Origin of the sequence: Alicyclobacillus sp. SO9 (genome assembly GCF_016406125.1) — a bacterium.
Taxonomy (GTDB): Bacteria; Bacillota; Bacilli; order Alicyclobacillales; family Alicyclobacillaceae; genus SO9.
Genome location: NZ_CP066339.1, coordinates 3,272,394 through 3,284,520, shown reverse-complemented (window position 1 = coordinate 3,284,520; position 12,127 = coordinate 3,272,394). Strand labels below are relative to the sequence as shown.

Here is a 12,127-nt window from a genome sequence, read left to right as displayed (position 1 = left end):
ATTTATTGCTTATTTTTTACTTGAATCCAAAGAGTCCCACTGCCGCTGCTGCCGTTCCGAGTAAGAAGGATAAGGACATATAGGTGATTCCTGCGAGCACCCGTCCTTCCTGAAACAACATGAGTGCTTCATAAGTGAACGTCGAGAAGGTGGTGTACGCACCGCATACGCCCGTACCCAAAAAGAGCATTGGCGCCGATCCCAGACTTGGAAACAATCCTGCTATAGAATTTGTCAACCAGCCAAGTAAAAACGCCCCTGTAATGTTGACAATCAAAGTGGCCGTGGGAAATGAAAGCCAAAAACCCCGCATGTCAATCCATCTGGAAATCTGGTAGCGCAACAGTGCACCTATGGAACCACCCAGGCCCACCAGCAAAAACGCCATGTGTCAGCCCTCCCGTTCCGGGTTGCCGACAAAGCGCAGGCGTGCCTGACGCCGGGCCAAACCGTATCCGAAATAGGCAAAAGTCAGCCCGAGCACAAAACTGGCAACGATGTAAATTGCTGCGAGGTCATAGAGCCCGCCTTGTATCAATGCCCAGGTTTCAACGGAAAAGGTAGAAAAGGTGGTAAAGGCACCGACGAGTCCAGTACCTGCTCCCAGCCGAATGTGCGGATGGATGAAATAGCGTTCCAGTGTAATCGTGTAAAACCAGGCCAGAGCAAAGCACCCGAAAACGTTGATTAGTAAGGTTGCAATGGGAAATCCCTGTACAGTACCAATCCACTCCCCAATACCATAGCGAAGGATGGCACCGATAAACCCGCCGACGGCAACTGCAAGATAAGGCATCGCGCCTCTCCCCCTTTTTTATACTCATTGCAACAGTATACGTGAGATTGTCCCAGAGTATCAATGAATCGTCGCACGGCTTACAAATGAAATGCGGCTTGTCTGCATATACTGAAGGAATATAGAGACTTTTTGGCCAAGGAGGGATTCAGGCCATGGAACTGTTCTCGCACCGTTACTTTCGCGTTCTCATTTCGGTGCTGGTGACGTTAGTCTGCCTGTATCTGGTGGGCCTGCTCCGCGGCTTTTTTTCGGATATCTGGGCGGTTTTGCAAGTGCTGGTCATTCCCTTTGTCGGAGCACTTGTTGTCGCTTATATTCTGCGCCCTGTGGTTGAGCTTTTGGTGAAACGAAAGGTTCCTCGCAGTGTGGCTATCCTTCTCATTTATTTCTCTTTCGCGTTATTCTTTGTCGTTGTCGTCATGAACTTGATCCCGTTGTTAAGCCGCCAGGTTACAGAACTGATAAACCGCGCACCTGTCTTCGTGCATCAGGCAGACAAATGGATTGACAATTTGACAGCGCAAAAGCAGTACCTTCCTGATTCTCTGCGGCAGGGTGTAGAAGGCGCAATCAATCAAGTTGAGACCAGCATCACGAAACAGACCGGGCAAATTCTGCAAATGATTACAAGCACCGTCAACGCGATTTTCATTGCGTTCGTCATTCCTTTCCTCGTGTTCTACATGCTGAAGGATGCTCGAGCACTAGGGAGAGTCGTAGTTCATTTAGCGCCAAAGCACTACCAGGATGACGTGAAGCGGGTGCTCATCGGCATTGATGAAATGTTGGGCCGATATGTTAGAGGTCAACTTTTAATTATGTTGATAGTCGGAATTTTGACCTATGCAGGATTGCTGGTGATTCGAATGCCATACGCCATTACACTAGCTTCCTTCATGGGTATCGCTGACTTGATTCCATATATAGGGTCTTTTATTGGGGCGGTTCCCGCCGTTATTCTCGCGCTTTTTATCAGCCCGCAAATGGCCATTAAGGTGCTGATTGTCAATATCATTGTGCAACAATTGGAGGGAAATCTCGTGTCACCGCAGATTATGGGGCGCACTATGGATATGCATCCCATGCTGATTGTGGCCGCTCTTCTGGTTGCTGGAAACCTTGGCGGGGTACTCGGATTGATTGTTGCAATTCCGATTGTCGCTGTGGTGAAAGTTGTGATTCGTCAGGTTAAGGAGATTCGGGAAGAGCGCTTGCACATCGAATAAGATGCAGGCGATTGAGGCGTTCTGACGAAACTGGCAGTCGTAGTGGACTGAAACCAGCACATTTCTTCCCCGGGTGCTGGACAGACCGGCTGGCACGTGGCAGAATAAAAAACGATTTTGACAACACCTCAAAGAGAAGGTGTATTCGTGCGTATCTCTGCCTTTTTAGTGATTGCATCGGGATTAGACTTGGTTGCCTTTCTGGCCGTTTGGGTATGGAGAGCCCTGTCACAACCTGTTGCGCTAATTACTGACACCCTGTATTTTGTGCTGGGTGCCGTTGGATTTATTCTGTCGGTGTACGGTTTCGTTGTTTTGGCAAAGGGCGGAGAATCTACCATGCGTCGTGCAGGTCTGCTCGTACTGTTTGCTTTCATTCCCGCCGTAGCGCTGCTGATTGCAGTGTTGAAAGTGGTAGGCGGACACCCAGTATAAGAACCTACTGCTGTGACTCAGTCTGTGACTTTGTCTGTTACTCAGTTGAAGATGTTGGGGTTGTCCGTTGGTGTGTTTGACAAACTGATTTGCACTTGGCTACAATGATGTACAATCTAAACTGTTGAGAACGTTGACGGATCCAAGTAGGTTTCTTGACGCGACTCCGTTCAGAGAGAGTACCAGCGGGATATAAACCCAAGGCTGAGAGGTGCTCCGGAGTAGAGGAAATCGAAGCCAGTCCGGAGTGCGCCTAAAGCGCCGGGTACGCCCGTTACAGCGATTGTGAGTTGCAGCAACTGCAAAGGGCCCGTTGGTGGTGAGCGGCCTCAGCAGTTTCTGAACCAGGGTGGTACCGCGAGAAATACCTCTCGTCCCTGTTGGGATGAAGAGGTTTTTTTGTTCTTTTATGGGTTGTGAATCCGCGGTTGTGCAAAATACCGGCCAAAATGAGGGGTGTAAAAGTTGAAGAGTCTATCAGGACAGGAACTCAGAAGGCTTTATAAACAATTTTTCGAGGAGAGGGGTCACTCCGTTTTTTCAAGTGCAAGTCTTGTGCCAAAAGATGACCCAACATTGCTTTGGATCAACGCCGGTATGGCGCCGCTGAAGCCCTACTTCGACGGACGAGAAATCCCTGAGAATCCTCGGATTGTCAGTTCGCAAAAATGCATCCGTACAAATGATATTGAGAATGTGGGACACACAGCGAGACATCAGACATTCTTTGAAATGCTGGGGAATTTCTCTTTTGGCGACTATTTCAAAAAAGATGCCATTGCTTGGGCGTGGGAATTTCTGACCAAGTATCTGGAGATGGATTCACAACGGCTGTTTGTCACAATCCATGTCTCGGACGATGAGGCGTTTCATCACTGGCACGACGACGTGGGTGTACCAGCCGAGCACATCTACAGAGGCGAAGAAGATAATTTCTGGGAGATTGGGGAAGGGCCATGTGGACCTTGTTCTGAAGTTTTTTACGACAGGGGCGAAAAATACGGCTGCGGTGAATCTACTTGCCAGCCTGGCTGTGATTGTGACAGGTATCTGGAAATTTGGAACCTGGTTTTCACTCAGTACAACAAGGATGCCAGCGGTGAATACACTCCCTTGCCGAAAAAGAACATTGATACGGGCATGGGGCTCGAACGCGTCGCCTCTGTCCTGCAAGACGTCGATACTAATTTCGAAACGGATTTGTTTCTGCCGCTGATTCGAGAAACGCAGAAGCTCACAGGTCAGGAGTTTACTTCTGAAGACGGTAAGGATGTACATTTTAAAATTATTGCCGATCACGTTCGCACAGTGGCCTTTGCCATCGGTGACGGGGTCTTGCCTGGTAACGAAGGCCGTCACTATATCATTCGCCGGTTGTTGAGAAGAGCCGTACGAAGCGGCCGCAAACTTGGCTTGAATGAACCGTTTTTGTATAAACTAGCAGACGTGGTATCCGAGCTAATGGGGGCCGACTACCCAGATGTGCGCGAGAAACTGAGCTTTATCACAAAGGTCATTCGTACCGAAGAGGAACGCTTTCACGAGACACTTGAGGAAGGCGAGAATCTGCTCACAAAATGGCTTAAGGAAGTCCGCAACAGTGGCAAGGGAAGGCTTGAGGGGAAAGATGCTTTTCAGCTTTATGACACCTTCGGTTTTCCGCTGGACATTACAGAGGAAATGGCCCGAGAACAAGGTATAGAAGTGGATAGAGCAGGATTTGAAGCAGAACTGGAGGCGCAGCGCAGCCGCGCGCGCAATGCCAGAGTGACAACTGAGGGTATGAATACGGACCGGGGGGTACTCGAGTCCTTTACGGATGAAAGCCGGTTTGTGGGCTATACCACCTTAAATACGGAGAGTGTTGTGACAGCTCTGGTCCAGAACGGAGAGTTTTGCGAATCGGTTTCCCCTGGCGACGAAGCGTATGTCATACTGGATACGACTCCGTTTTACGCTGAAAGCGGCGGACAGGTGGCTGACGCGGGTGTGATGGAAGCAGACGGCTTGCGAGTCGTCGTTCTTGATGTGCAGAAAGCACCCCATGGACAAAATCTGCACCGAGTGAAAGTTGAAACTGGCACACTTTCATCCGCGTCCAGGGTCACAGCCTCGGTGGACGCAAGCGCTCGCCGCGGGACAGTTAAAAACCACACAGCCACGCATTTGTTGCACAAAGGGTTGCGAGAGGTGCTGGGCACTCATGTAACGCAGGCAGGGTCGTTGGTTACGCCCAACCGGCTGCGGTTTGATTTCTCGCACTTTGGTACATTAAGTAAAGAGGAATTGGCTGACGTTGAACTGCGCGTGAACCAAGCGGTGTGGCGGGATGATGAAGTAGAGACACTTGAGACAGACTTGGAAACCGCGAAAGAACTTGGCGCCATGGCTCTCTTTGGTGAGAAATACGGCAGTCGAGTTCGTGTCGTGAAAGCTGGAGACTACAGCATGGAGCTTTGCGGCGGTTGCCACGTGGCTCGAACCGGTTTGATTGGACAATTTCGCATTGTCTCTGAAACCGGAATTGGCTCAGGAGTTCGCAGAATCGAGGCAGTGACAGGTGAGGGCGCATATCGGTATGCGTTGGAACAACAACAAGTGATGAATGATGCCGCCGAGCTTTTGAAGACAACCAGGCCAGAACTGGTTGCGAGAATCGAACGACTCCTCGATGAACACAAACAGTTAGACCGGGAAGTTGCCAGCTTAAAGGCACAACTCAATCGTAATTTAGCAACCGATTTGCGAAACCAGGTTCAGGACGTGAGCGGCATACCAGTTCTGACTGCCATTGTTCCCGATACAGACATGGATGAGCTGCGGCAACTAGTGGATGAATTGAAATCTGCTATGCCAAGCTACGTAATTGTGTTAGGAAGCGGTGGTGACAAAGTGAAACTCGTGGCGGCGGTGTCGAAGGACTTGCATGCAAAAGGACTGCACGCTGGCAACATCGTGAAGCAGGTCGCTGCTGTAACGGGCGGCGGCGGCGGTGGTCGTCCCGATTTGGCTCAAGCGGGCGGAAAAGACGAGTCGAAGCTTCCTGAAGCGGTGGAATTAGTACCAAGCCTGGTGCAGCAGGCAGCAGTCGTATAGTTCTCGCAAATGGGTGTCGTGAGGACCAGTTCGGGTCTGAGATAGAGGAATTTCGAAGGGATATAGAGAATGTATCATGAAGTATGGCGCTGCAACATTCTTGTTGCAGTGCTTGGCTTCGAACAAAGGAGTGAAAACCATGGGTTTTCGATCAGATGAGACCATGCGATTTGAAGCCAGATCGGAAAATGACGCCGCACGGGAAGCATTTATTTTAGCCTACAACGCACTTGTCGAGAAGGGTTATAACCCTGTCTATCAAATTGCAGGCTACTTGATTTCCGGTGACCCTGCATACATTACGAGTCATATGGATGCTCGCAATACCATTCGCCGTATTGAACGAGACGAACTCATTGAGGAGTTGGTTCGTGCGTATGCAGAATACGCCAAAGAGGATTCTGGCAATTGACTACGGTTTGGCACGAATAGGGTTAGCGAAGAGTGATGCTATGGGGATTTTAGCACAGACCTACGGCGTGATTCGTCGACGTTCTGATAACCAAGCAATAGAAGATATTTTGCAAGTTGTTCAAGCGGAACAAGTCACAGAAATCGTTGTCGGACTTCCGAAGAACATGGATGGATCGCTGGGGGAGCGGGCTCTACAGTGCCAACAGTTTGCTGATGTGCTTCGGGCCAAGAGTCAACTCCCCGTAGAGATGTACGACGAGCGATTGACAACGGTTTCAGCAGAGCGAGTGCTCATTGAAGCGGACATGAGCCGTAAGAAGAGACGCAAGGTAGTGGACGCGGTCGCTGCAACGGTTCTGCTGCAGAGTTACCTTGACGCAGCCGCACACAAATAACCGGCAAGGCTTCACCGCAAACTTTGCGATTTGGACAAACCGGACGACCTGTTCGCGAAACCGTCAGGCACAAACCCATTGGGCACAAGGCCGTGAGGACGAGTCTGACAGAATAAGGGGAGAAGTGGTTTGTCTGACGAGACGACAGCAAATGCACCGGAAAATAACAATAGCCCGAAACACAGCCGCCGCAGACGCAGATGGATAAAATGGCTCCTCATACTGGTTGGAGTTGTCTTAGTGGCCGTTGCGACCGGCCTTGTTTGGGCGTATCAGGCTTCTCGGCCAGAGCCCGGCAGCAAGCCCATTCAGTTTGCGGTCAAGCGTGGGGAAACGGTGAAGCAACTAGCAAAAGACTTGCAAAGTAAGCGACTAGTCAAAAGTGCGCTGATGTTTGAGGTTAGGGTGCGGTTGTCTAAAGCGGGATCGGCAATTAAAGCAGGGGACTATCAAATTTCCCAAGGGACAAGCCTGTCTGAAATTCTAAACAAACTGGTGGCTGGCGACACCCGGTCCATCAAAGTCACAATTCCTGAAGGCTATACCGTTAGTCAGATGAGTGCTTTACTGCAAAAAGACGGCATCTGTTCAAAGAGCGCTTTTATCAACCAAGTTCAACACGGCACTTTTACCGAGTCGTTTGTTAAGAATTTACCGCAGCGAAGCGGCGTCAGGTACCGCCTTGAAGGCTACCTGTTTCCGGATACATACCAGTTTTACAAAAATGAAGACCCGCATCGCATTGTGAACGAGATGCTGCAGGACTTTCAAAAACACCTTCAGCCCTACATGAAGACAATTCAGGCCCAAAATCAGCCTCTGTGGACAGTGATAACGAAAGCTTCTCTCGTAGTGAAAGAAGCGAAAGTTGAAACAGAGAGGCCCGTAATTGCCAGTGTTATCAACAATCGCTTACACCACAAGCCTCCTATGCCGCTTCAGATTGACTCCACAATTGAATACATCATTGGTTATCGCGCACAACTGTCAGACAAGAATTTAAAGGTTAAGAGTCCCTATAATACATACCTTCATACGGGCTTGCCGCCTGGTCCCATTGCCAGTCCGGGTATGCAGTCGATTCTCGCAGTGATTCATCCTGCTCACACTCAGTACCTGTACTACGTAGCCAAATACAACGGCACTGGAGAGCACTACTTTGCAAAAACCTACAAGCAGCAGCTGAAAAACGAAGCGAAGAGCAGAGCAAATTATAAGAAGAACGGCTAAGGCTTACCTTTGTTTATCCGCCAGCACTCATATATCCCCACCTTTTGAAGCAAGCTATAGCAGACCATCACGTGAGTGGGGATGAGTCTGGTGTCAGCAAGAATTACAAGAATCGTACTTCTTTTCTTCTTTGTCCTGCTTCTTCTCAGTACCCGTCTGGCTGTCTTGATGCTGTTTCCTGAGAAGGTAGTTCGGCATTCACTCCGCCACACACCGCGGATTCAAGCGGATTTGGAACATCTGCGTGTCCTGCGTATCGATGACGGTCGCGGTCGCATCTTGTACAGAAACGGACTGCCATGGTCCGGCACAGTTACGTCTTCACCTGTTTCTCCTATCAGCCGGCTGTCTGCAGGCCATATCAGCCCTGTATCTGCAGCCGACAGACCCACAACTGACAAGGCTGGAAATCACAAACCTGCAAATGATAAGTCCAGAAATCATAAATTGAGAAATGGCAACGTCGCGGAGGTTAAATCGGCGAAAAGCGGGCCTTTTGTCATCCACAGCGAGAGAACGGCTCCGCTTTCAAGACCTGCTCTGGTCGTTGGCAGAGTAGGTCTGCCTGATATTTGGCCAAGCCGCGTGCGAAGTGTGGCTGAGCAGGGACGAAGCGGCCTCGAGTACACTTTCGACTATCTTTTGCGCCAGGGTCATCCCGGTTATTTGGGCGAAATGACGGAGGCTGAGAACACGAACTGGGCACACCGTTTGTTCTGGCTCCCAGTCAGGTCTGGTATTGACGTTCGAACGACTGTCGATCCCGCATGGCAACAAGCCGCTGAATCCACTCTGCACAAACATGGCATAAAAAGTGGCGCAGTGGTTGTCTTAAACGTGAAAACTCGAGATGTGTTAGCGATGGCATCGCGCAACACTTTGGCACCCGAAAGTAATGAAGCTGTAAAGGTGCATACTCCGGGATCGATATTCAAACTGATTACAGCAGCCGCCTCCTTGGACTCTTATCGCAATTCCCCGCAAGACAGTTTCTATTGTGACGGACGTCTCAGTGAGCCTGGAATTACGCTCAATTGCTGGAGAAAGCACGGTCATGAGACACTGTTACAGGCCTTTGCAGGCTCCTGCAACGTGGTCTTTGCACAGCTTGGAATCAGTGCCGGTGAGAAGGCGCTGGCTTTGACAGCCAGAAATTTTGGACTCTTAGGCAACGGGTTGCAGCACGTGAACGGAAAGAGTGTTCTGATTGAAGCGGAGTCTGCGCATGTATTCATTGGCGGTAAGCATCGGCCGGCCGAGAAAGGTGCGATTGCTCACACAGCCATTGGCCAGCAGGATGTCAAAATATCTCCCCTTCAGGCAGCCAACCTTTCTGCCACCATTGCAGCAGGCGGAGTCTACCGAGATGCCCGACTCGTCACAGACGCCGAGAAAAATCATAAGGTGAAACGGTATTTTGGAGGACAAAGGAACCAACGCGCCGTCTCACAGAACACGGCAGCGTGGATTGGCAGGGCCATGTACATGACTGCTCACTGGAAAAACGGAACGGCTTTTGACCTTGCAGACAACGCAGCGAATCCGGCCGTAAAAACAGGAACGGCACAAGTGAGCGGAGGCATGGTCAATGCGTGGCTAACCGGATATGCTCCCTATCGTCGGCCGGAAATCGCCTTTTGCATATTCGTCGGGTCTGAAGAAGACAGCACTGCCCATCGCCAGGTTCACGCCATGATAAAAGATTTATTGGCATCGTACAGGCAGTTTCAAGCACCTCACGTCATAGGCTAAACTGAGCGCCCCTTTTTTGCGCCGGCCGTGTGCCAAAAACATCCGAAAAAGAGTGCAAGGGCGAGAAGAAGAGGACGAATGTAAAGAGAAGTCCCGGCCTGTGTCAGTTCAGCGACGGAGGTGAACGATTCTGACTGGACTATTTGCGGTGCTGACAATGATTTTGAAGGACATCTCGCTGTTTGTTTCGTATGTCAAGCACAATGCTTTTCCACAGCCCCTTTCTGGTAAAGAAGAGGCAAAGTTGGTTGAGCGGATGCAGCAGGGAGACGAGACTGCACGCAACAATCTCATAGAACACAACCTGCGCCTCGTAGCACACCTGGCAAAAAAATTTGATACAACTGGAGAAGACTCGGAAGACCTGATTTCTATCGGTACTATCGGCCTGATAAAGGCTGTGGAACGCTACACTCCGGACAGGGGCACAAAGCTGGCTACATTTGCAGCCAGGTGTATTGACAATGAAATTCTCATGTACTTGCGAAGCAATAAGAAGCGGAAAAAGGATGTTTCCCTGGAAGACCCGATTGGCGCTGACAAGGAAGGAAATGAGATGACCTTATCGGATTTGCTGGGATCTGACCCAGACGATGTTGTCGACACGGTGGATTTGTCTTGGGAAAAACAAAAAATGTATGAAATTTTGCCTATGCTTGCTACGCGAGAGCGAGAGGTGCTGTGCAAGCGTTATGGATTACCGAACGGCCGGGAGTACACACAAAGGGAAATTGCCAAGGAACTCGGGATATCCCGGTCTTACGTGTCGCGCATTGAGCGGAAGGCTCTGGATAAATTGAATACTCACATGAAGACGGGAAGTCGAATTGGTTAACATTGGCGAGCTGCCGCGTACTGTGGTACAGTTTGGACACACAGTTACGCGGAGGCTCTCATGAGAAAAATTTTTGACGAAATACTGCCGGATGAATATGTAGAGTCTGTATTCACCATCGATTTGGACAAGTTGTGGGCATCGGGTAAGAGATTGATTTTAAGCGATCTCGATAATACACTTGTTCCCTGGAACCACCCCCACGTACCTGACAGTCTGGTACGCTGGTACAAACAAGCAACAGACATCGGGTTTCGACTGTGCATCGTGTCCAACAACAGAGGAAAACGCGTCAGCGAGTTCGGGGAGCTGATGGGGATTGAAGCGATTGGTACAGCCCGTAAACCTCGTCCGGATGCTTTTCAAGAGGCAATGAATCGATTTGGGTTTCCCTCAGAGCAGACCGTGATGCTTGGAGATCAACTGTTTACAGACATCCGCGGCGGCAATCGCTGCGGTATTTATACGATTCTTGTTGTACCAATCAACAAGAAGGAATGGTGGGGAACGAGAATCAATCGGATGATAGAAAGACTTGTCATGCGTACAGTGCTCAGACATTCGTTGCAACCGCCTGAAGGCCCGACGAGACGTCACGAGCCGGACGGGAGGGACAACAATGGCTGAACAATTTTGTGTCGGCTGTGGTGCCCTTTTGCAAACAGAGGATAAGGACAGACCGGGGTATGTTCCTGAGTCGGCATTAAACAGGGATCTACCGGTTTGCAGGCGTTGCTTTCGGATTACACATTATGGAGAATTTTCGAGAAATGTTGTCCCGGATGAGGAATACCAGCGGCAGGTAAGCCGCATTAAAGAACAACCGGGTCTTGTTCTGTACGTTCTTGATGTGTTTGATTTAAGCGGTTCACTTGTGCCTGATTTACAGCGGTTTGTTTCAGGAAGCACCGTTGTTTTGCTGGTAAACAAGGTTGACTTGCTGCCGGCTGAGGTGAATTATTTAAGGTTGACCGAGTGGATAGAACGGACGGTGGACAAGACCGGAATTCATGTGAGCGACGTCTTGTTTACAAGCGCTCACTCCGATATAGGCTTCTATCCTGTCATTGACACGATTGATGAGTCCCGTTCGGACAGAGTCTATGTTGTGGGCATGGCCAATGTCGGGAAATCCAGCGTGCTCAATCGTTTGTTGCAGCATGGAGGCAAAGGACACAAGCCCGTCTTTACCGTTTCGAAGGTACCTGGCACAACACTTGGTTTGACGGAGTTTACTCTTGCCCTGCCGTCACAACGAGACGTCAAAGTAACAGATACCCCGGGACTGATTCACTCTAATCGCATTGGTGACATGCTGTGTCCCTCTTGTTTGAAGACCGTGGTACCCTCTGCAAGAATTCGGCCTCGGGTCTATCAGTTGAATGAGGGACAGACGCTGTTTTTGGGGAATGCCGTTCGCTTCGATTTCGAAAAGGGACCCTCTCAATCCGTCTTGTGCTATGTGAGCAACGACCTGGTTGTACATCGCACAAAGCTGGAGAAGGCAGACGACTTCATGGAAGACCACGCAGACGACATTCTGGCGGTTCCGTGCCCCTCGTGTAGAGAAGCGGTGGGACCTCTGCAAAAACGAGGTGTGACGAGTGCCCGCAATTCCCGCCGTTATGCTGGAGTTCGTAATGCTGGACTTCGTAATGCTGGATACGGTCAGGAGTCAGCGAGGGAGTCCATGAGTGCATCAGTCAAGGAGCCCGTGAGTGCACCAGCAAACGAGTCCGTCAAACATCAAGGTGCAGAATGGATTCAGATCCCCGCAGGCGGAGGGGATATCACCTTGCCTGGCCTGGGGTGGATGACCTTCTCTGGTGAATGGATTTCCGGGACATTGTGGCTGCCTCAACAATTAGTTGCTCAAGTACGTCCGCGTCTGGTCGGGGAGTTAAGCCGCCGTAGCTAAGACTTTACCAGTTGAAATGGAGGTGAA

At 50.2% G+C, this 12,127-nt stretch carries 12 protein-coding genes; 10 read left to right on the top strand and 2 right to left on the bottom strand.

The features are described from left to right. Positions 1-16: 16 nt before the first annotated feature. Together crcB (GI364_RS15440) and crcB (GI364_RS15435) are read right to left on the bottom strand one after the other, a co-directional pair. On the bottom strand, positions 17-388 hold the full coding sequence (gene crcB, locus GI364_RS15440; protein ID WP_198850143.1) for a fluoride efflux transporter CrcB: 372 nt from the start codon (positions 386-388) through the stop codon (positions 17-19). Positions 389-391: 3 nt separating this feature from the next. Then, a complete protein-coding gene (gene crcB, locus GI364_RS15435; protein ID WP_198850142.1) occupies positions 392-796 on the bottom strand; it encodes a fluoride efflux transporter CrcB in 405 nt (134 codons plus the stop codon). Positions 797-951: 155 nt separating this feature from the next. On the opposite strand from crcB (GI364_RS15435), the gene GI364_RS15430 reads away from it, so the two are divergent. The 10 genes from GI364_RS15430 (at position 952) to yqeH (ending at position 12,100) form a co-directional block, all read left to right on the top strand. Then, positions 952-2,025: an AI-2E family transporter gene (locus GI364_RS15430; RefSeq protein WP_233095815.1), complete on the top strand. Its 1,074-nt coding sequence runs from the start codon at positions 952-954 to the stop codon at positions 2,023-2,025. Between the two features lie 147 nt (positions 2,026-2,172). Continuing rightward, a complete protein-coding gene (locus tag GI364_RS15425; RefSeq protein ID WP_198850141.1) occupies positions 2,173-2,460 on the top strand; it encodes a hypothetical protein in 288 nt (95 codons plus the stop codon). Between the two features lie 465 nt (positions 2,461-2,925). Then, positions 2,926-5,556 carry an alanine--tRNA ligase gene (alaS, locus tag GI364_RS15420; protein ID WP_198850140.1) on the top strand — a complete coding sequence of 877 codons (2,631 nt, stop codon included), beginning with the start codon at positions 2,926-2,928 and terminating at the stop codon, positions 5,554-5,556. A 139-nt stretch (positions 5,557-5,695) separates the two neighbouring features. Continuing rightward, on the top strand, positions 5,696-5,968 hold the full coding sequence (locus tag GI364_RS15415) for an IreB family regulatory phosphoprotein (RefSeq protein ID WP_198850139.1): 273 nt from the start codon (positions 5,696-5,698) through the stop codon (positions 5,966-5,968). Further along, entirely contained in the window at positions 5,934-6,365 is a 432-nt protein-coding gene (gene ruvX, locus GI364_RS15410; protein WP_198854053.1) for a Holliday junction resolvase RuvX, read from the top strand. The genes GI364_RS15415 and ruvX overlap by 35 nt, the downstream gene beginning before the upstream one ends. A gap of 129 nt (positions 6,366-6,494) precedes the next feature. Next, positions 6,495-7,595, top strand: a complete 1,101-nt coding sequence (mltG, locus tag GI364_RS15405) for an endolytic transglycosylase MltG (protein ID WP_198850138.1) — start codon at positions 6,495-6,497, stop codon at positions 7,593-7,595. A gap of 90 nt (positions 7,596-7,685) precedes the next feature. Continuing rightward, entirely contained in the window at positions 7,686-9,347 is a 1,662-nt protein-coding gene (locus tag GI364_RS15400) for a penicillin-binding transpeptidase domain-containing protein (protein ID WP_198850137.1), read from the top strand. A 130-nt stretch (positions 9,348-9,477) separates the two neighbouring features. Then, positions 9,478-10,182: an RNA polymerase sporulation sigma factor SigK gene (gene sigK, locus GI364_RS15395; protein WP_198854052.1), complete on the top strand. Its 705-nt coding sequence runs from the start codon at positions 9,478-9,480 to the stop codon at positions 10,180-10,182. Between the two features lie 60 nt (positions 10,183-10,242). Then, positions 10,243-10,809, top strand: a complete 567-nt coding sequence (locus GI364_RS15390) for a YqeG family HAD IIIA-type phosphatase (RefSeq protein ID WP_198850136.1) — start codon at positions 10,243-10,245, stop codon at positions 10,807-10,809. After that, positions 10,802-12,100 (top strand): ribosome biogenesis GTPase YqeH, encoded by a 1,299-nt coding sequence (yqeH, locus tag GI364_RS15385; RefSeq protein ID WP_198850135.1) that lies wholly within the window; start codon positions 10,802-10,804, stop codon positions 12,098-12,100. The genes GI364_RS15390 and yqeH overlap by 8 nt, the downstream gene beginning before the upstream one ends. Positions 12,101-12,127: the final 27 nt, after the last annotated feature.